This is a genomic window from Arthrobacter sp. TS-15 (assembly GCF_006964045.1).
GTDB lineage: Bacteria > Actinomycetota > Actinomycetes > Actinomycetales > Micrococcaceae > Arthrobacter.
In genome coordinates this window covers 237,538-256,197 of sequence record NZ_SDXQ01000006.1, presented here as the reverse complement: position 1 = coordinate 256,197, position 18,660 = coordinate 237,538, and the positions used below count along the sequence as shown (strand labels likewise).

Sequence of the window (18,660 nt, the reverse complement as noted above, 5' to 3'; positions counted from 1 at the left end):
ACTCACGCCCCGGAGGTTGGGTATGGAATTTATTGGAGAAAAACTCCTACAAGTAGTGATAGCCCTTGCGATATTCGCAGCGGTCATCGGCCTCATCATGTTGCTGGTGGACAGGGCGCCTAAGTCAGTCAAAGACAAAGTGACGGTGGCAGGATTCCTTGCTCCTGCGGCAATCCTGATGCTGGTGGGTCTGGTTTATCCGGCCATCCGCACGTCAATGCTGGCCTTCACGGATGCCAGCGGCAATGGCAACGGCTTTGATAACTTCGTGTGGATGTTCACGCAGCCTGAGGCATTGACCACGCTGCGGAACACCGTCATTTGGACCGTCCTGGTTCCACTGCTGTCGACGAGCTTCGGCCTCGCCTACGCAGTCTTCATTGATAAGGCCCGCGGCGAGCGGGTTCTCAAATCGCTGGTCTTCATGCCGATGGCCATCTCCTTTGTGGGCGCCGGCATCATTTGGAAGCTCGTCTACGACTACCGTGGCCCCAACATCGAGCAGACCGGTGTCATCAACTTCTTCAGGGTCGCCCTGGGGATGGATCCCAAGCAGTTCCTGCTGGATGCCCCGGAAAACACCATCTTCCTCATCATCGTGATGGTTTGGATCCAGACCGGCTTCGCCATGGTGATCCTGTCTGCGGCCATCAAGGGTGTCCCTGTGGAACTCATCGAGGCGGCCCGCCTGGACGGTGCCAACGCTTGGCAGCAGTTCCGCAACGTCACAGTCCCCGGCATCCGTGGAGCCCTGGTGGTGGTCCTGACCACCATTACCATCGCAACGCTGAAGGTCTTCGACATCGTGAGAACCATGACCGCCGGCAACTACGACACTTCCGTAGTCGCCAACGAAATGTACACGCAGGCTTTCCGCGCCGGTGAGCCCGGACGGGGTGCCGCGTTGGCCCTGATTCTGTTCCTCATGGTGCTGCCGATCGTCGTGTACAACGCTCGAGTCCTTCGCAAGCAAAGGGAGATCCATTGACAGCCACGCCAGCCCCGAAAGAGGCCTCGAAGGCCACCCGGCAGCGTCCTGGATCCGACCCCACGGAGGACGCCCAGCCCATCATGCGCCGCGTCAAGACCAAGCTCACTTCCAAGTGGGCAACAGCGGCAGCGATCATCATCGCCGTCGTATGGTCCGTGCCGACGTTCGGGCTCTTTGTTACCTCGTTCCGTCCTGCCGCCAAGCAGGTAGGTCCCCGGTCCGACGGCTGGTGGAATGCGTTCGTCGACTGGCAGTTCACGTTCAAGAACTACGCGGATGTCCTCACCCCGGCGGGGTCGCAATCCGCCAACCTCTCGCAATACTTCGTCAACTCCATCGCGATCGTCATCCCGGTCACCATCTTCGTGCTGGTCCTGGCGTCCATGGCTGCGTACGTTTTCGCGTGGGGCAAGTTCAAGGGCCGTGACGCTCTCTTCATCTTCGTCTTTGCCCTGCAGATCATCCCTCTCCAGATGGCCCTGATTCCGCTGCTGCAGTTCTTTACGCAGACCCTGCAGCTCCCTGCGGGTTCGTACGCCCAGCTGTGGATTGCCCACACCATGTTCGGCCTTCCGCTGGGCATCTTCCTGCTGCATAACTTCATCTCCGAAATTCCCGGTGAAGTCATTGAGGCGGCAAGGGTGGATGGCGCCGGACACAGCACCATCTTCTGGCGGATCATTCTGCCGCTGTCGGTACCGGCACTCGCCTCGCTGGCGATCTTCCAGTTCCTGTGGGTTTGGAATGACCTGCTGGTGGCGTTGGTGTTCTCCGGTGGAACGGCAGACGTTGCACCCATTACGCAGCGTCTGGCTGAGATCTCTGGTACCCGCGGTGCCAGGGACTACCTGAACCCGGCAGCAGCGTTTGTCTCCATCATCGTCCCGCTCCTGGTGTTCTTCGGATTGCAGCGCTACTTTGTGCGCGGCCTGCTGTCCGGCGGCCTCAAGGGTTAGGACTGCGGCCTCGGTTACGCAGCGCATTACGCGCCTGCGTAACCGAGGCGGCAATCTACAAATACACATTTAGGGTTTGAAGGCGGAGCAACGGCGGCCGGAGAGGGGAGCCTGTGTCAAAAACAACGGGTAGATCCCAACGCGGCGGCCATACCGGCGTCAGTATTGAGGACGTAGCTGCAGCCGCTGGAGTTTCGACGGCCACCGTTTCACGCGCCGTGCGGGGACTACCGCGGGTGTCTCCCGCCACCCGCGAGAAAATCCTCGAAGTTGCCAGTTCACTGGGATATGTTGCGTCGTCATCGGCATCAGGCTTGGCGACGGGCCGCACCCGCACCATCGGAGTCCTGGCACCTTTTGTGAGCCGGTGGTTCTTCTCCAAAGCCATAGAGGGCGCGGACCGGGAACTCCATTCACGAAAGTACAACCTCTCCCTCTTCAACTTGGGCGGCCACGGCAGCAACCGTGAGCGGCTCTTCAGCTCCACCATGGTCTACAAACAAATCGACGCACTGTTGGTGCTCTGTATGTCCCTGACAGAGGAAGAGCTGGAACACCTCCACAAAATCGACATCCCGCTGGTTGTGGTGGGTGGCCACGTTGAGGACTGCGCGTACATCGGCATCAACGATTACGACGCCGCGTCCACCGCCGTGCGGCATCTGCTGGACCTGGGCCACAAGGACATCGCATTGCTCCATGGCGACGACGAAACGGACCTGAACTTCGACGTTCCCCGCGTGCGTATCCGCGCCTTCCAGGAAGTCATGACCGACGCCGGCCTGGAAGTCCGCCCCGAGTGGGACCAGTGGGGTGACTTCACTGTCGCCAGCGGACAGCAGGCGTTTAACCGGCTCTGGAGCCAACCCGGCCGCAAACCAACAGCCATCTTCTGCTCCTCGGACGAGATGGCTATGGGCGTCATTTTTGAGGCGGGCCGTCATGGCGTCAGGGTGCCGGAAGACCTTTCCGTGATCGGGATTGACGACCACGACTTCTCGTCATCCATTGGCCTGACCACCGTGGGCCAGCGGCCCGACAACCAGGCAGAGCTGGCTACCAAGATGCTGCTGGACGAATTGGACGGCAACCCGGGAGCGGTTCATTCAGAGGTGGCCCCCCACAAGCTGATTGTCCGCGAGACAACGGCCCCGCCCAGCTAAAAGCGCGAGCCCAGCTAAAAAGCACGAGCCCAGCTAGGAGGCCCGCGCTAGTTGCCGGATGGGAATCCACCGCGAGGCGAGCCTGCGGTAGGCGGCGGCCGCTCCGGTCATGTCCCCTTCAGCCAGGCACTCGATGCCGAGCCGGACATCCATGGGGGACTCGTCCGGATACACCTTGTCAGCCACGGCACCATAATCCAGCTCCACCATGGACTGGACGTGGAATAGTTCCAGCCACTCCGTGAGCTGTGTCAAGTCATCCAGCATGTCCAAATCAGGCGCAGCCAAGGCCAAATGGGCCACGGCGAAGCGTGCCCTATCCAAGGCTTCAGTAATGGGTGTCCATACCCGGACGGTGAGGATGCGCCCCTCGGACTCCACCACGTCCTTGCGGTCCGACTCACTGAAAAGCGAGAACCAGCTGAACGGAATGCCCCACGTTGAAGCCCGGGTGTGCACCCGTTTTGCGGCCTCCCCGGCGTTGATGCGATCGATCCTGGCCTGGTGCTTGTCACGCTGCGAGACCGGGATGAGGAGATCGGCCAGCGGACTATGCACGCCATCCATGAGCGCGTTGGCCGCCAAGCCAGCCCGAATCACCAGTTGGCTGGGGCAGAAAAGCAGCCGCCCGGCGTCGTGATCTTCCGTATCCTGGGCCGCAGCGTGCCGTCCGGTGGGCACGCGCGTCATGCGTACCAAGTCCGTGCGGCCGGTGGGGAAAGGGTCGCCGCCGGAACGCGTGATGCGTCCCAGAGAGGCTTGGAGCTCCGCATTTTCGACGGCGGCCCGGGAACCGTTCTTGGTGCCTTCCGCCACAAGCTGGCGCTGCTGTTCGGGCGGGAAGGCCTCGATGGGCTCGTAAATGCGCAGTGACGAAGAGAACGGCAGACCCGCCTGGCCCCGATACAGGTTTCCAGTCATATCAACCGCCCCTTTTCGTCAGTGAGCCTGTACTTAGTCCGCCAGCTCCACAATGACCGGAGCGTGGTCCGAAGCGCCTTTGCCCTTGCGTTCCTCGCGGTCGATGGAGGCGCCTGTGACCCGTGACGCCAGGGCCGGGGAGGCGAGGCAGAAGTCGATGCGCATGCCTTCCTTCTTGGGGAAGCGCAGTTGTGTGTAGTCCCAGTAGGTGTAGACGCCGGGGCCCGGGGTGTAGGGACGGACGACGTCGGTGAACCCGGCGGTTTCGAAGGCGTGGAAGGCGGCGCGCTCGGGTTCGCTGACGTGGGTGTAGTTGTTGTTGCGGAACAGCTCGATGTCCCAAACGTCCTCATCGAACGGGGCGATGTTCCAGTCACCCATGAGGGCGATCTGGGCGGTGGGCTCGGACTTGAGCCATTCAGCCGCATGGCCCTGCAGGACGTCCAGCCACTTGATCTTGTACGGCATGTGTTCGTCGTCCAGCGAGCGGCCGTTGGGAACGTACAGGCTCCAGATGCGGACGCCGCCACAGGTAGCAGCGATGGCCCGGGCTTCCTGGGCAGGATCCTTGCCTGCCTTACCGAACGCGGGCTGGTCCAGGAAGGTGCGCTGCACATCCTCCAAGCCCACGCGCGAAGCGATGGCTACACCGTTCCACTGGTTCACGCCGAAGTGCGCAACCTCGTAACCCATGCGCTCAAAGAGCTCCCACGGGAAGTTCTCGTCCTTGCACTTGGTCTCCTGGATGGCCAGGACATCGCAGTCGCTGCGCTCAAGCCAGGCCTCAACGCGGTCGGCACGGGCGCGGAGGGAGTTCACATTCCAGGTAGCTATCTTCACAGCCACTAACTTACCGAACTTGGGGCTGAGCGCATCCCCTGACGGGTTTTTACCTTGACGAACTAGCGGACGTATAGTGCGGAGGAGGATGTGAGTTTGCGGAGCCCGATGCCCGATGCGATCAGGAGCAACCCGGTAACGATCGCGAATCCGGCCAACATCCACACCAGGCCCAAGAGGCCCAGACCCGGATTCACCAGCACCACAATCCCGAACACCGTGGTGATCAGGCCGGTCAGGAACCAAACACCCCAGCTTCGGATGAAGGTCCTCGCGGCCAGCGAAAGGATAATTTGGGAAAGGCCAAGAACAAGGGCCCACAATCCGATCAGCACACCGATTGCTGCCGCGGTAATTCCCGGCAACGCAATGGCCACAAAGCCGGCTGCTATGGAGATGAGCCCACCCACGATGGTCCAGCGCGAACGGCCAGCGGGATCGTAGAAATAATGGGCCACGCTGGTAATGCCGTCAATGATCGCGAAAACGCCGAACATGACAACCACCACCAAGGCGGTGGCGCTGGGCACAACAAAGATCAAGAGGCCAAAAACTATGGAAAGGGCTCCCCGGACCAGCAAAGCAGTTCCCGGGTTTTTGAACATTTTGCGATCCGCTGCATCGTCCATACGGCTCAGCGTAACCAACCGCCTGCCTTTACCGCATCCCCTCACGCCGGATAGCTGTGGCAATTGCTGCGGCACGGGTTTCGACGCCGAGTTTGGCGTAGATATGAGCGAGGTGGGTTTTGACTGTCGCTTCGGAAATGAACAGTCTTTTCCCGAGATCACGGTTGCTGAGGCCCTGGGTTAGGAGGCTGAGCAGTTCGGCTTCGCGGGGCGTGAGAATTTCGTCCGGATTCCGTAATTGTTGGAACAGGCGGGAAGCTACCGGCGCACTCATCACGCTTTTCCCCTGCACCGCGCCACGAACGGCTGCGAAAATTTCTTCCGGCGCAGCATCCTTGAGTAAATAGCCCATGGCACCGGCGTCCACGGCCCGCACAATGTCAGCGTCCGAATCGTAGGTGGTGAACACGATGATGGCTTGCTTTGGGTTCCGCTGTCGCAGCTGTTTGGTGGCTTCAATGCCGTCCATTCCAGCGCCCATTGCCAGGTCCATGAGGATTACTGCGGGTGAATGCTCTTGGGTGGCTTTCAGGGCTTCCTCGCCGGAGGACGCCTCCGCGACGACGGCGATGTCACCTTGGGTGCCCAGCAGCGCCTTGAGTCCGCTCCGAACTACCGTATGGTCGTCCACGAGGAGCACCGAGATAGTGTTCACAGGGCCTCCTTCAAAGCATGGGCCGGATCAGCCGGCTGGGTCAGTGGGAACTGCGCCGCGATGATGGTGCCTTCGCCGGGCGAGCTTTCCACGGACAATTCTCCGCCCAACTGCTCAACACGCTGCCGCATGGCACGGAGGCCGTACCCTCCGTTGGCCGACGCCGGAGGTACCGCTGCGGGATCAAAGCCGCGACCGTCGTCGAACACGTCCAAGGTGACCGCATCCGGAAGGTAACCGAGCGTCACGCTGGCATGGTCCGCGCGGGCATGGAGTTTGATGTTGGCCACGGCGCTTTGGGTGACGCGGAGCAGGGCATGACGCACCTCGGATGGAAGGGTCCGCGGCTCACCGGTGACGTGGATGCTGACGGTTTCAAAGTATTGCCGTGCCGCATGTTCCAGGGCTTCCGGGAGCGGACCGGTCTCAAGGCCGGGAGCGGATAGCTCGTGCACCAGGCTGCGGGTGTCTGCGAGGTTGCGCCTGAGCAAATCTGTTGCTTTGCGGACGTCATGGTGGGCGGATTCGGCTGGCCAGGAGCGTTGGGCGGCCTCGAGGAGGAGCAGGCTGCTGGCCAGGCCTTGGGTGACGGTGTCGTGGATTTCACGGGAAACCCGCTCGCGCTCGGTGGCGATTCCGGCTTCGCGTTGCTTGGCGGCGAGTTGCTCCTGGGCTCGGGTGACGTCGTTGAAGAGCCTGCGTTGCAGTGCCGCATCGCGCTCAATCTTGTCGTAAATCAGCGTGAGCAGGGCGCCCGCCGCGAGAGGCCCCAGCAGCATGGCGATGTCCGTCCAGCCGCTCATGCGGAAGAGCCCGACGGCGGTAGCGGCCGCCGTCGCGCCTCCCGCCACGTAGCCGGCCCAACCGCGGAAGGCCGTGCGCGTGAGGAAGAAAATGGCGAAGGAACACCATGCGAAGCTCGGAGCGACCACCACCAACGCGGCCCACGCTGTCACTAACGCCACCATCCACGGGATCCACAACCGGTGAGTGCGTTGACCCGGCGGTTGCCGGTGAGCCAGTGGTTGGCGGTGAGCCAGCACCGCGGTCACCGCATACAGCGCGCACACGGCCACGGCCAAAGCAACGGTCCACAGGTTGTCCGCGGGGGAGTGTCGCATAACGTACCGGACCGCGGAGGCCACCATCAGGACGGCGAAGCCCAAGTGCACCACAGCATCAATGCGGCCATCAATCCGGCTGCTGTGCTGGTTGCCAGGTTCGAGCCTAGGATGAGCAGTTGGCATGGGTGGTTCCCGTTCCGGGTTTCGGTGGAAGGCGTTCTTTCCATGCTAGATCCCACGCAGTCATTGGTCTCTCCACCTTTTGGCTGATACAGGTGGCGGAAAGGCTGAGCCCGGGAACGGCGCCCGGCCGATGTGGCGTCGGACGGTTCGCGAAAGCATGGAGACGTACCCGATGCCAACTACCAGGAGAACCTTGTGAAGAAGTCCAACAAGATGATTGCCGCCGCCGCTGCCGGAGCATTGCTGCTCACCGGCGGTGTCACTGCTGTGGCCAACGCCGTGTCGCCGGCCGCAGCTCCAGTTGCCGCACCTGCCAAGGCACCTGCGGAGGTTCAGCCGGCACCTGAGAACGTTGTAGCCCAGAACCGCATCTCCGTGGGCGCCTCAAGCGCAGCCGTCAACGCCGCGCTCGCCAAGTGCCAGGCGGACAAGCTGCCGTTCGTGACCGTGGCGCTGGTTGACCGTTTCGGCACCGTTCAGGCCCTGCTCCGCGGTGACAACGCCGCCGAGCACACCATCGAAGCCGCCAAGCAGAAGGCCTACACAGCCGCAGCTTTCGGTGCTCCCACCAGCGAGCTCGCCAAGCGCATCAACGGTAACGGCCCGTCCATCGCCGACCTCCCCGGCACCCTGTTCCTGGCTGGCGGCGTTCCGTTGAAGGTCAACGGAGTTTCCGTTGCCGGGATCGGTGTGGGCGGTGCTCCCGACGGCGCCCTCGACGAAGCCTGCGCAACCGCCGGCGCTGATGCCTTGGCCGTGGCAGCGAAGTAGCCATGAACCCCCTTGGAGTTTTTGTACAGATGATGCCCTTATGGGAGCGTTTTAGGGGCGTTATCTGTACAAAAACGCGGGTGGTGGGGGCAGGCGTGCTGGTGCTCGGGCTGCTGTCCGGATGTACGACGGCGGCGTCCCCGCCTTCCAGCCCGGCTGCGACTTCCAGCCCGGCGCCGACTCAATCAGCCCCCACTCAAGCCGCGCCGTCGAGGGTAAGTCCCGTCCCGTCGTCGTCGGCTGCTGTACCGGCTCAACAATCAACGGAACTGTCACCGGAGGCCCAACTGGAAACTGACCGACTCCTGATCCTTGCCGCGAAAGCCAACGACGCTGCGAGGGTGCGCGAACTGATCGCGGCCGGCGGCAACGTCAACGCCAAGGACGACATCCAGGACTCCGCGTTCCTCTATGCCGGTGCTGAGGGCTTCAACGAGGTCCTGCAACTGACGCTGGCTGCGGGAGCGGACGTTCGCAGCATCAACAGGTACGGCGGCACGGCCCTGATCCCGGCGAGCGAGCATGGGCACACGGACACCGTGCGGATCCTGATCGCGGCGGGTGTGCCCGTGGACCACGTCAATAACCTGGGCTGGACCGCCCTGCAGGAAGCCATCCTGCTCAATAACGGCGGCCCCAAGCAGCAGGACGTGGTCCGGCAACTGCTCGCGGCCGGAGCCAACCCGGACATCCGTGACCCCCAAGGCCGAACCGCCCTGCAGAACGCAGAGCGGCTCGGGTTCACGGAGATCGCGGCGCTGATCCGGGCCCGCTAGCTAGAGCGCTTCCAGCACGCTCACGTAGTTGGCGATGCCCACGCCGCCCATGTTCTGCACAGCTCCGCGGCGGGCGTTCGCTAGTTGCATGTCGCCCGCGGTCCCGCTGAGCTGCATCGCGGCAATAACGTGCTGCGACACCCCCGTCGCGCCCACTGGATGCCCCTTCGCCTTGAGTCCGCCGGAGACGTTGACGGGAAGCTTGCCGTCCATATAAACCCAGCCTTCCTGGATGGCACGCGCGCCCTTGCCGCGCGGAGTGAGACCCATGGCCTCGTACATAATGAGCTCGGCGATGGTGAAGCAGTCGTGCACCTCGGCGAAGTCCAGATCCTCAATGCCCACGCCCGCCATGGTGAAGGCGCGCTCCCACGAGGCGCGGGTGGCGGCGAACTCGGTGGGGTCGCGCTTCTCCGCCGGGAAAAAGTCGTTGGCATGACCGAAACCAGCAAGACGCACAGGTGCAGTTGCGCCGCCGGTAGCCGACGTTGAAAGCACGACGGCGGCAGCGCCGTCCGAGACCGGCGAACAGTCAGTGCGGCGCAGGGGCTCGGCCACCATGGGATTCTTCTCAGAGACGGTGCGGCAGAACTCCACGCCGAAGTCCCGGTGCATCTGGGCGTACGGGTTGTCCATGCCGTTGTGGTGGTTCTTGGCGGCGATGGAGCCAAGGACATCGCTGAGGCCGTTCTCAAAACCCGGGCCGCTGATTCCAGCGCCGTAACGCTTGCCGTAGTGCTTGGCCACCTCCGCGAACAGGCCCGTGAACCCGGTGGAGGACGCTTTGCCGGCCATCTCGTACGAAGCACCGAGGAGGGCTGCTCCCACGACGTCCACGCCAGCGTCGGTCATTTTCTCGGCCCCGATCACCAGGACGTTCCGGGCAGTTCCGGCGAGGACGGCCTTGACGCCCTGCTGGAACGCGGCCGATCCGGAGGCGCAAGCATTCTCAGTGCGCGTTGCGGGGACGTTGGCCAGGTCCGCAGACAACTGGAGTGCCAGCGACGACGTGAATCCCAGAGGCTGCATGCCGGAGTTGAACTGTCCAAGGTAGATCTCGTCGATGTCCTTGGGGTCCAGGCCGGAGTTGCTGATGGCTTCGCCGGCAACCTGGACGATCAGCGACTCCAATGTCTCATCGCTCAGTTTCCCGAACTTGCTGTGCCCCCAACCGGTGAGCAGGATGTCTTTGCCGAACTGGTCTTTCAGGCTCATGCGTTGGCTCCTTCAAGCGTGTGTTCCTCAGGGGTGGGTTCTTCAGCCGTGAGCGCCAACGTGAACTCTGCGTCGGTCTTGCTACGGATTTCTTCTGTCGTGACGCCCGGTGCCAGGCGTGTCAGCAGCAGGCGAGTGTCGCCGTCGTGCGTTTCAGCGTCAGGCACGATGTCGAAAACGGCCAGGTCCGTGATGATCCTGTCCACGCACTTGAGTCCCGTGAGGGGCAGCGTGCATTCGGTGACGATCTTGGCCGAGCCGTCCTTGGCATTGTGCTCGGTGAGGACCACGACGCGCGGTGTCCCGGCCACCAAATCCATGGCGCCGCCCATACCCTTGACCATCTTGCCGGGGATGGTCCAGTTGGCAAGGTCGCCGCTGCCGGACACCTGCATGGCGCCCAGGATGGCCACCTTCACGTGCCCGCCGCGGATCATGCCGAACGAGGTAGCAGAATCGAAAATGCTGCCGCCGGGGGTGATGGTGACGGTCTGCTTGCCGGCGTTGATGAGGTCCGCGTCTTCTTCGCCCTCATAGGGAAAGGGGCCCATTCCAAGCAAGCCGTTTTCGCTCTGGAGGACCACCCGCACGCCGTGGGGCAGGTTGTTGGCCACCAGAGTGGGGATGCCGATACCGAGGTTGACGTAGTCGCCGTCGTTCAATTCTTCGGCCGCGATGGCGGCCATCTGGTCACGTGTCCATGCCATGGTGATGTGCTCCTTTGCTTTAGACCGTCAGTGCTTCAGCGCGCTGTGCTTCCGGGCGTTGGCGGACGGTTCGCTGCTCGATGTCCTTGACCCGGTTGGTTGCCTGGACAAGCCGCTGGACGTAGACGCCCGGGGTGACGATGTGGTTAGGGTCCAGCTCGCCCGGCTGCACAATGACCTCCGCCTCGGCGATGGTCACTGTGCCTGCCGTGGCCACCACCGGGTTGAAGTTCCGCGCCGTGTAGCGGTAGATCAGGTTCCCGTCCGTGTCCGCGGTGTGCGCATGAACCAGCGCGACGTCGGCGGTGATGGCGCGCTCGCGGACGTAAGTTACGCCGTCGAACTCTTCCAGCGGCTTGTCTTCGGCAACCAAGGTGCCCACGCCGGTGCGCGTGTAGAAGGCCGGGATACCCGCGCCGCCGGCGCGGAGGCGTTCGGCCAGTGTGCCCTGCGGGGTGAACTCGACTTCGAGTTGGCCAGCCAGGTATTGCTCAGCGAAGAGCTTGTTCTCGCCCACGTAGGAAGCAATGACTTTGCGGACCTGGCCCGCCTCGATCAGCACGCCCAGGCCCTTGCCATCCACACCCATGTTGTTCGAGACGATGGTGAGGTCCTTGGCGCCCGACTCGCGGACGGCGTCGATCAGGTCGGCGGGGATGCCGCTCAAGCCAAAACCTCCGACGGCGATGGTCAGGCCGTCTGCCATCAGGTCATGGAGCGCTTGGGCTGCGCTTGATTGGATCTTGGCCATGCTGGGCTCCTCTTTGAGTTCTTTTCAGGTGATCCACTTTGTGGACTGTGCTGTCTCTTGAGAAGGAGCCTAGTTTTGCCGGGCAGGACGGTCAATCGTCACTGCGGAAGGAGACTCAGGGTGTGGACGGTACACTGAAAGCTGTCCATATTGTGGATGTTTTCTTCTTGAGGGGGTCTCATGGTGGTTCAGGGAGCGCAGGTGGTGGGTCGGGTAGCCCTGCTGCTGCGGCTGGTGGGACGGAAGCCCGAAGGCACGTCATTGGCTGGCTTGGTACGTGAGTCCGGGTTGACCCGGCCAACAGTGCACCGGCTGCTGACGTCGCTGGCTGCTGAGGGATTGCTGGAACACGACTCGGGCTCTGGAAAGTGGGTTCTGGGGCCGGAGATCTTTCTGCTGGGTTCGGTGGCTGCTGCGCGTTTCCCCATGGAGGACATTGCTCGGCCGTCGCTGCGCCGGCTGGCTGCCGAGACAGGGGAGAGTGCCTTCTTTTCCATTCGACGTGGAAATGAAACAGTGTGCGTGCTGCGCGAGGAAGGTTCTTTCCCGGTACGGTCCTTCGTGCTGCACGAAGGCGTGCGCTTTCCGTTGGGAGTGGCGTCAGCGGGGACGGCGATCATGGCTTTCCTGCCTCCCGATGAGCAGGAACTCCTATTGGGGGACTGGCCAGCGCATGCCGGGGAGTTCGCCGTGGGACATCCTGCAGATGTAGTGCGGGAAAATCTCGAACGGACCCGACTGACCGGTTACTCCGTCAATCCCGGGCTAATCCTTGAAGGTAGCTGGGGCATGGGTGCTGCCGTATTCGACCAGCAGGGACGGCCGGCGTGGGCTCTGTCCTTGACGGGAATCGAACCCAGGTTCCGCCCGGACCGCCAGGATTTCCTTGGCAAGCTGCTGCTCGAGGAAGCACACCGAATGAGCGCGCGGTTGCAGGCCACCGCACCCAACTGAGTCGCATTTGTGCGCGTTTTGAGCGCTCAAAACGCGCTGTGCTGCTACCTGGTTGGGGTGGGTTGGGTGAGGTCCAGGCGCATCAGGACTCGTGGGAAGCCATTAAGGACCGACGTCGTCTCGGTCACCTTCTTGAAGCCAGCCTTCTCGAATAATCTGCGGGTGCCCACGTAGGCCATGGTCAGGTCCACTTTGGAGCCCTTGTTATCCACGGGATAACCCTCAATGGCGGGCGCTCCGTGGCTCTTGGCGAAGTCGATTGCCCCGCGAAGCAGCTCGTGAGAGATCCCTCTGCCTCGATGTCCGGGGCGCACCCGAATGCACCACACCGACCACACGTTGGTTTCGTCCACGTGGGGGATCTTTCGGTTCTTCGCGAAAGTGGTGTCCGCGCGAGGGTGGACCGCTGCCCACCCCACTACTTGGTCGCCGTCGTACGCCAAAACGCCGGGAGGAGGATCCTCGGCCACCAGCTTCTTCACGAACTTCCCGCGCTCCTGTTTCTGGAGCTCCTGGTTCAGTTTCGACGGGATCCTGTAGCTCAGGCACCAGCACACGTTGGAATCGGGGCTCTTGGGCCCCACCATCGTCTTCACGTCATCGAACACCGTTGCCGGGCGAACCTCGATAGCCATGCGGACCATCCTGTCACCTGCGGTGGGCCTGCGTTCTGCCTATCCGAACAAATTTCAAAACTTTTTCAATCCGGACCCATCCACCCCGTCCCACCCTCCGAATAGCTGGTGAGACACAAACCGCAGGTGAAGCAAAAGCAGCACCTGCAACCCGCGTCCCACCAACCAATGGATCCAACGCCCTGGTTCCAAAAACAAGGAGAATGACATGTTGTCCACAAAGCGCCCCGCCCTCGCCTTCGTTGGCCTCACTGCAGCCGCCCTTCTCGGACTTACTGCCTGTGGTGGTTCAAGCACCACCAGCACCCCGGCAGCTTCCTCTGCTGCTCCGGAAACCTCCATGGCGGCACCGTCGCCGTCCTCCTCCCCCATGAGCAGCGCAGCCATGGATCCGGCCGCTAACCTGGTGGGCCCTGGCTGCGCCGGCTACGCCGCACAGGTTCCGGACGGTGCCGGTTCGGTAGCCGGCATGGCCTTGGATCCGGTAGCCGTGGCAGCGTCGAACAACCCGCTCCTCAAGACACTGACCTCCGCTGTTTCCGGCAAGCTCAACCCCAAGGTTGATCTTGTTTCCACCCTGAATGGCAGCGAATTCACGGTCTTCGCACCCGTTGACGATGCTTTCGCGAAGATCGACCCCGCAACAATCGAGACGCTCAAGACGGACGATGCCCTGCTGAGCAAGATTCTCACCTACCACGTAGTCCCCGGTCAGCTGAGCCCGGACCAGATCGTCGGCACCCACAAGACTGTTCAGGGTGGCGAAGTGACGGTTGCCGGCACCAAGGATGCCCTCACGGTTGACGGAGCTTCCAACGTGATCTGCGGTGGCGTAAAGACCGCCAACGCCACGGTTTACCTGATCGACTCGGTGCTGATGCCCAAATAAGCCATAGGGCTTAGCAACACAAGCAACAAAGCAATACCAACAACAAAGCAGGCGCCGGAATCCGGCGCCTGCTTTGTTGTGTTGGGGACTATCTGTTGGTGTCTTGCTCAGGTTTGCCAACCAAGGGGATGGTGCCCGTACCTGTTCCTCCGACGCATTCGGTCTCAGTGCACTTTTCAGCGCACTCGTGCCTGGTGACGAGGTCGAACTGAACGCCGCCGTGCTGCTCAACGCCTGTCCGGATGGCCCGTTCCACCACCGAGGTGGCCAAGCGCTTGTGCAACTGCAGGGGGTCGCGCCGAAGGTCCTTGACCAGCGCGAAACAGAGCAGCAGCATGACGATGATGAATGGCAGGGCAGCCACAATGGTCACTCGTTGAAGGCCTGACAATGCTTCCGAGGGTTTGTCGCCGCCGGCAAGCAGCATGACTGCTGCCACGGCGCCGGTGAGGCTTCCCCAGAAGATCACCACTCCGCGCCGCGGGTGCTCAGCACCGTTGGAGCTAAGGGATCCCATCACAATGGAGGCAGCGTCTGCGCCGGTGACGAAGAAGATCGCCACCAGGACCATGGCCAGGACGATCACGGCTGCGGTCAGCCAGCCAGGCATCCCCAGGTTCTTCACGAGGTCGAAGAGAGCGCCGTCGAAGTTGATGGAGGGAGCGCCGTCCACCATGGTCACCAGCCCGGGAGTGCCGGCCTTGTCCGCTTCCTGCTGAACGTGGAAGGCAGCGCCGCCGAAGATACCGAACCAGATCACGCTAACTACGCTGGGCACCAGCAGCACGCCGGTGACGAACTGGCGGATGGTGCGTCCACGGCTGATGCGGGCGATGAACATTCCTACGAAGGGCGTCCAGGAGATCCACCATGCCCAGTAGAAGATGGTCCAGCTGGTCATCCAGCTGCGCAGGGAGTCGTCTCCCACGGCTTCGGTGCGTGAGGACATTTCAGCCAGATCGCGGGCATAGTCACCAACGGCCGAGGGAATCAGGTTGAGGATAAACAGGGTGGGGCCTGCAACAAACACAATGAGGGCCAGGACTACCGCCAGCACCATGTTGATGTTGGACAGCCATTGGATGCCGCGGCTGATGCCGGATACTGCTGATGCCACAAAGCAGAACGTCAGGATGGCAACGATGACCACCAGCACGGGAGTGCCGATTTCACCCAGCCAGCCGTTGGAGGTCATGCCGCTGCCGATCTGCAGGGCACCGAGGCCCAGTGAGGCGGCGGTACCGAAGAGCGTGGCGAAGATGGCCAGAATGTTGATGAACTTGCCCAGCGGGCCCTCCACCATGCGAATGCCAAAGAGTGAGGTGAAGGCTGCGGAGACCAGTTGCTTGCGTCCCAGCCGGTAAGTGCCGTAAGCCATGGCGATGCCGACTACTGCGTACATGGCCCAGGGGTGCAGGGTCCAGTGGAAGATGGATGTGGCCATCGCAGTCTGGATTGCGGCCGGTGTGCGGCCGTCCACTGTTCCCGGCGGTGGCGAAATGTAGTGGTAGAGCGGCTCGGCCACACCATAGAACATGAGTCCGATTCCCATGCCGGCGGCGAACATCATGGCCACCCAGGAGACGGTTCGGAACTCGGGCTTCTCACCATCCTTGCCCAGTGGGATGTTGCCGAACTTGCCCAGGGCGAGCCACAGGACGAAGACGACGAACAAGGAGGCGAGGACCATGAAGAGCCAGCCTGTGTACTCCATGACCCAGTTCAGGGCACCTTTGGAGGTATCGGAGAGGCTGTCGCGTCCCACAAAGCCCCAGATCACGAAGGCGACGGCGATGGCGCCCGTGATCCCGAAGGTGACTTTGTCCAGGGTAAGTTTGCGGTTCCGGCGGGCTGAAACAGCCTGCTCGGTCTTGGCGTGGCGCAGCTCTTCCATGATCTGTTCGTGTTCTGCGGAATCAGGAAGTGCCTCTGCGCCTCCGTCCTCAGCGTTGAGCGCGGCCAAGGTGGTGTCGGGGTCGATAGGTAATTCCTCGGGTGTCAGCGGTTTTGTGTCACTGTTTATAGCCATGAGCGGGTCCTTTGCTCGGCGTGTCATGAGGCTGCGTTTCTTACGGGCCTTGGTTAATGGATTGGTGGGGAGGTGGGGTGCTTCGCGGAGTGTTCCGCAGGAATCAACAACATCCGCGCTATGCAACAGAGTGCGCTCCGTCACATGCAAAGTCAAGGGATTTTGGCTCTTTGACAGCAGATTGATATATCAATTGGCTGGAAGTAGCTGAGTTGCGTATCATGGGCTCCGTTGCGAATTGCGCATCGTGAATGGCGCCGCGGTAGCCAGTCACCCCGGACGGTTGTGAGGTTATGGCCGAAGGGCTAGCGGTGCCTGTAGCCCATGCGGGCGCTGATGGTCAGGCCGGCCTCCCGAAGGCCCTCAATGAGTCCGGGCTGTTCCTCCGGAGAAAAGCGGAACGACGGCCCGGAAATGCTGACGGCGGCTATGACGCTGCCGGCGTGGTTGAAGATCGGCACGGCAATGGCAGTAAGGCCGATTTCAAACTCTTCGTGGACTGTGGCGTACCCGTTCCGGGCCACGTCCAGCAGCTGCTTCTCCAGCTCGCCGCGGTTTGTGACAGTTCGAGGCGTCCGTGCGGGCAGGCCCACTGCCTTGAAAACCTGGGCTCGTTCATCGGCGGTCAAAGCCGCAAGAAGGACTTTGCCGCTGGAGGTGGCGTGCAGCGGCGTCAGGCTTCCCACCCAGTCGTACGTGGCCAGCGTTGAGGGCCCCATGGCCTGATCCACGTTGACGGCGTAGTTTGACCGCAGGACGGCGAGGTTGACCGTCTCCTTGTATTCGGCGGCCAGCGACTCCAAAACCTGGCGTGCCTCGTGCACCACGCTGAGCCTGCCAGGAATGGACGATGCGAGGCGGAGGATTCCGAAACCCAGCTGATACTTGCCGCGTTCACTGTTCTGCCGGACGATCTCACGGCTGACCAAGGACCCCACCAACCGGGACACCGTGGATTTGTGGATGCCCATTTCCTCGGCGATTTCACTCACTCCGGCATCGCCTTCGCGGGCCAGGATTTCCAGGATCTGGAGCGCACGGTCCACCGATTGCACGCCGCCATTTGGGGCGTCCACGTCCTTGTCAGGGTCCGGGTTGTTGTTTGCGGCCATGGTGCCTCGTGTCATTGTCCAAGCAGGCCGCCGTAAGCCGGTAGCCATGTTCGGCCTGCACCCTCGTCTTTCCTCATCCTAGACGGAGTTTTCCACGGGCCTCGACTCGGACCACGGACCCTTTCACACCACGGGCCTCGACTCACACCATGGGCAGCGACCGGCTAAGTCCAGGGCAGCGGCAGCACCGGCGCGGGCGCTCCGGCTGCCACGCCTTCAGGAGGCACTGCCATGTATCCATGTGCCCAGGCAAGCCCACGCATCATTCCCGGACCCGTGTGGGAGGCCGGGAATACCAGGTCATGAACTACGGTGCAAGGAATTAGCCGTGTTCGCCGTGGGTCCGGTTCAATGTCAGCCCCGGACGTCATGGGGCTGGCTTCAGTGAGGGGCCTGTTTCCCAGCGCAGCCAGCAGGGGTTCGCCAAGGGTCATCAGCGCCATCATGGCCGCCAGCGGGTTCCCCGGAAGCCCCATGATGAACCGACCATCAGGAAGTTCCGCCAGCACTGCCGGATGTCCCGGGCGCATGGCTATCCCGTCCAGTAGGAGCCTGCCGCCCAGCGCCGTAACGGCGTCGCGGAAATGGTCTGTGCCGGATTTCCCTGTTCCGCCGGTGGTGATGGTGACGTCCGGCCGTTCGGCGTCGGGAAGTGAGCCTTCAGGAGCGCCGCTCAGTGCCGCCATCCACTCGTGATACGAGTCGCCGATTCTTTGCTGTCCGCGAGGCTCCCCGCCCAGTTGCGAAATGACAGTATCCAAGTGGGGACCGAAGGCGTCGCGGACCTGTCCCGGTGCAGGCTCACCTGAGGTGACTACTTCGGAGCCGGTAAGTACGACGGCGACCCTCGGCTTGCGTTGTATCCGCACGTGGTCGTGGCCCGCCACAGCGGCCAGGGCGATGTGGGCCGGGTTAAGTAGGGTGCCGGCGGGTATGAGGACATCGCCGGCTGTGGCTTCTTCGCCGGCCGGGCGAATGTGACGGCCGGGGAGTGTTTCGTCGGGCGTTGAATTGGGCCTGAGGGTGAGGTGCCCGGCGTCGGAGACGCAGCCGCTCTCCTTGCGCAGAATGGACGTGGCACCTGCAGGGACGAGCCCTCCGGTGGCGATAGCGCTGGCTTGCCCTGCGGCGAGCGGCCCACCCGGCGTGGTTAACTTCCATGGGCCGCCGCCGTTAATGGCCCAACCGTCCATGGCAGATGAGGCATAGTGCGGGAGATTTCGTGGCGCGGTGACGGGGCTGGTGAGCGTGCCGCCGATTGCTTCGCGGAGGGTAACTGCCACGGAGGGTAGCGGCGTGGCGCATGTGTAGGACAGCTGCCGCGCTTCGGCCCAGGTAGGCGCATGCCGCCGGACATGGGTGGTGCCGGGGGCGGCTCTTTCTTGGGTGAGCATGGTTCTTCGCTTCCTGGGGTAGTGC

At 62.6% G+C, this 18,660-nt stretch carries 19 protein-coding genes; 7 read left to right on the top strand and 12 right to left on the bottom strand.

Going from position 1 to position 18,660, the window contains the following annotated elements:
• Positions 1-22 precede the first annotated feature (22 nt).
• From EU811_RS02415 to EU811_RS02405, 3 genes are all read left to right on the top strand, one after another.
• The gene (locus EU811_RS02415; protein WP_142936917.1) at positions 23-988 is read left to right on the top strand and encodes a carbohydrate ABC transporter permease; all 966 of its coding nucleotides are present in this window, start codon (positions 23-25) and stop codon (positions 986-988) included.
• A complete protein-coding gene (locus EU811_RS02410; RefSeq protein ID WP_142936916.1) occupies positions 985-1,947 on the top strand; it encodes a carbohydrate ABC transporter permease in 963 nt (320 codons plus the stop codon). Before EU811_RS02415 ends, EU811_RS02410 begins: the two co-directional genes overlap by 4 nt.
• Positions 1,948-2,060: 113 nt before the next feature.
• Positions 2,061-3,110 carry a LacI family DNA-binding transcriptional regulator gene (locus EU811_RS02405; protein ID WP_142936915.1) on the top strand — a complete coding sequence of 350 codons (1,050 nt, stop codon included), beginning with the start codon at positions 2,061-2,063 and terminating at the stop codon, positions 3,108-3,110.
• A gap of 33 nt (positions 3,111-3,143) precedes the next feature.
• Here EU811_RS02405 and EU811_RS02400 read toward each other — a convergent pair whose 3' ends face one another.
• From EU811_RS02400 to EU811_RS02380, 5 genes are all read right to left on the bottom strand, one after another.
• Positions 3,144-4,031, bottom strand: a complete 888-nt coding sequence (locus EU811_RS02400; RefSeq protein ID WP_142936914.1) for a hypothetical protein — start codon at positions 4,029-4,031, stop codon at positions 3,144-3,146.
• 33 nt (positions 4,032-4,064) lie between these two features.
• Positions 4,065-4,871 carry an exodeoxyribonuclease III gene (locus EU811_RS02395; protein WP_142936913.1) on the bottom strand — a complete coding sequence of 269 codons (807 nt, stop codon included), beginning with the start codon at positions 4,869-4,871 and terminating at the stop codon, positions 4,065-4,067.
• Between the two features lie 62 nt (positions 4,872-4,933).
• Positions 4,934-5,500 carry an HdeD family acid-resistance protein gene (locus tag EU811_RS02390; protein WP_142936912.1) on the bottom strand — a complete coding sequence of 189 codons (567 nt, stop codon included), beginning with the start codon at positions 5,498-5,500 and terminating at the stop codon, positions 4,934-4,936.
• Positions 5,501-5,528: 28 nt separating this feature from the next.
• A complete protein-coding gene (locus EU811_RS02385; RefSeq protein ID WP_142936911.1) occupies positions 5,529-6,155 on the bottom strand; it encodes a response regulator in 627 nt (208 codons plus the stop codon).
• Complete coding sequence (locus EU811_RS02380; protein ID WP_142936910.1) at positions 6,152-7,402, bottom strand: sensor histidine kinase; 1,251 nt, start codon at positions 7,400-7,402, stop codon at positions 6,152-6,154. Before EU811_RS02380 ends, EU811_RS02385 begins: the two co-directional genes overlap by 4 nt.
• A gap of 195 nt (positions 7,403-7,597) precedes the next feature.
• On the opposite strand from EU811_RS02380, the gene EU811_RS02375 reads away from it, so the two are divergent.
• On the top strand, positions 7,598-8,173 hold the full coding sequence (locus tag EU811_RS02375; protein ID WP_187697063.1) for a GlcG/HbpS family heme-binding protein: 576 nt from the start codon (positions 7,598-7,600) through the stop codon (positions 8,171-8,173).
• A gap of 32 nt (positions 8,174-8,205) precedes the next feature.
• Positions 8,206-8,949 carry an ankyrin repeat domain-containing protein gene (locus EU811_RS02370; RefSeq protein WP_142937111.1) on the top strand — a complete coding sequence of 248 codons (744 nt, stop codon included), beginning with the start codon at positions 8,206-8,208 and terminating at the stop codon, positions 8,947-8,949.
• Here the strand turns inward: EU811_RS02370 and EU811_RS02365 are convergent, their stop codons facing one another.
• From EU811_RS02365 to EU811_RS02355, 3 genes are read right to left on the bottom strand one after another with little or no spacing between them, the layout of a single operon-like run.
• Positions 8,950-10,164: an acetyl-CoA acetyltransferase gene (locus tag EU811_RS02365; RefSeq protein ID WP_142936909.1), complete on the bottom strand. Its 1,215-nt coding sequence runs from the start codon at positions 10,162-10,164 to the stop codon at positions 8,950-8,952.
• Positions 10,161-10,871 (bottom strand): CoA transferase subunit B, encoded by a 711-nt coding sequence (locus tag EU811_RS02360; protein WP_142936908.1) that lies wholly within the window; start codon positions 10,869-10,871, stop codon positions 10,161-10,163. The genes EU811_RS02365 and EU811_RS02360 overlap by 4 nt, the downstream gene beginning before the upstream one ends.
• 19 nt (positions 10,872-10,890) lie before the next feature.
• A complete protein-coding gene (locus tag EU811_RS02355; RefSeq protein ID WP_142936907.1) occupies positions 10,891-11,622 on the bottom strand; it encodes a CoA transferase subunit A in 732 nt (243 codons plus the stop codon).
• A gap of 180 nt (positions 11,623-11,802) precedes the next feature.
• Between EU811_RS02355 and EU811_RS02350 the strand changes: the two genes are divergently transcribed.
• On the top strand, positions 11,803-12,576 hold the full coding sequence (locus EU811_RS02350; protein ID WP_187697062.1) for an IclR family transcriptional regulator: 774 nt from the start codon (positions 11,803-11,805) through the stop codon (positions 12,574-12,576).
• Between the two features lie 44 nt (positions 12,577-12,620).
• On the opposite strand, the gene EU811_RS02345 is transcribed toward EU811_RS02350, so the two are convergent.
• Positions 12,621-13,211, bottom strand: coding sequence for a GNAT family N-acetyltransferase (locus EU811_RS02345; protein ID WP_142936906.1), 591 nt, complete (start codon positions 13,209-13,211; stop codon positions 12,621-12,623).
• Between the two features lie 208 nt (positions 13,212-13,419).
• Between EU811_RS02345 and EU811_RS02340 the strand changes: the two genes are divergently transcribed.
• Positions 13,420-14,100: a fasciclin domain-containing protein gene (locus EU811_RS02340; RefSeq protein WP_142936905.1), complete on the top strand. Its 681-nt coding sequence runs from the start codon at positions 13,420-13,422 to the stop codon at positions 14,098-14,100.
• Positions 14,101-14,188: 88 nt separating this feature from the next.
• Here EU811_RS02340 and EU811_RS02335 read toward each other — a convergent pair whose 3' ends face one another.
• From EU811_RS02335 to EU811_RS02325, 3 genes are all read right to left on the bottom strand, one after another.
• Positions 14,189-16,129 (bottom strand): BCCT family transporter, encoded by a 1,941-nt coding sequence (locus EU811_RS02335; protein ID WP_238703271.1) that lies wholly within the window; start codon positions 16,127-16,129, stop codon positions 14,189-14,191.
• Positions 16,130-16,434: 305 nt separating this feature from the next.
• On the bottom strand, positions 16,435-17,241 hold the full coding sequence (locus EU811_RS02330; RefSeq protein WP_142936903.1) for an IclR family transcriptional regulator: 807 nt from the start codon (positions 17,239-17,241) through the stop codon (positions 16,435-16,437).
• Positions 17,242-17,405: 164 nt separating this feature from the next.
• On the bottom strand, positions 17,406-18,635 hold the full coding sequence (locus tag EU811_RS02325) for a molybdopterin molybdotransferase MoeA (protein WP_142936902.1): 1,230 nt from the start codon (positions 18,633-18,635) through the stop codon (positions 17,406-17,408).
• Between the last annotated feature and the right edge of the window lie 25 nt (positions 18,636-18,660).

Bases quoted from the DNA above. Each gene is read 5' to 3' on its own strand.
- EU811_RS02370 (WP_142937111.1), top strand. From the start codon at position 8,206: ATGCCCTTATGGGAGCGTTTTAGGGGCGTTATCTGTACAAAAACGCGG.
- EU811_RS02365 (WP_142936909.1), bottom strand. From the start codon at position 10,164: ATGAGCCTGAAAGACCAGTTCGGCAAAGACATCCTGCTCACCGGTTGG.
- EU811_RS02355 (WP_142936907.1), bottom strand. From the start codon at position 11,622: ATGGCCAAGATCCAATCAAGCGCAGCCCAAGCGCTCCATGACCTGATG.
- EU811_RS02350 (WP_187697062.1), top strand. From the start codon at position 11,803: ATGGTGGTTCAGGGAGCGCAGGTGGTGGGTCGGGTAGCCCTGCTGCTG.
- EU811_RS02340 (WP_142936905.1), top strand. From the start codon at position 13,420: ATGTTGTCCACAAAGCGCCCCGCCCTCGCCTTCGTTGGCCTCACTGCA.
- EU811_RS02330 (WP_142936903.1), bottom strand. From the start codon at position 17,241: ATGGCCGCAAACAACAACCCGGACCCTGACAAGGACGTGGACGCCCCA.
- EU811_RS02380 (WP_142936910.1), bottom strand. From the start codon at position 7,402: ATGCCAACTGCTCATCCTAGGCTCGAACCTGGCAACCAGCACAGCAGC.
- EU811_RS02360 (WP_142936908.1), bottom strand. From the start codon at position 10,871: ATGGCATGGACACGTGACCAGATGGCCGCCATCGCGGCCGAAGAATTG.
- EU811_RS02335 (WP_238703271.1), bottom strand. From the start codon at position 16,129: ATGGCTATAAACAGTGACACAAAACCGCTGACACCCGAGGAATTACCT.
- EU811_RS02325 (WP_142936902.1), bottom strand. From the start codon at position 18,635: ATGCTCACCCAAGAAAGAGCCGCCCCCGGCACCACCCATGTCCGGCGG.
- EU811_RS02390 (WP_142936912.1), bottom strand. From the start codon at position 5,500: ATGGACGATGCAGCGGATCGCAAAATGTTCAAAAACCCGGGAACTGCT.
- EU811_RS02345 (WP_142936906.1), bottom strand. From the start codon at position 13,211: ATGGCTATCGAGGTTCGCCCGGCAACGGTGTTCGATGACGTGAAGACG.
- EU811_RS02415 (WP_142936917.1), top strand. From the start codon at position 23: ATGGAATTTATTGGAGAAAAACTCCTACAAGTAGTGATAGCCCTTGCG.
- EU811_RS02400 (WP_142936914.1), bottom strand. From the start codon at position 4,031: ATGACTGGAAACCTGTATCGGGGCCAGGCGGGTCTGCCGTTCTCTTCG.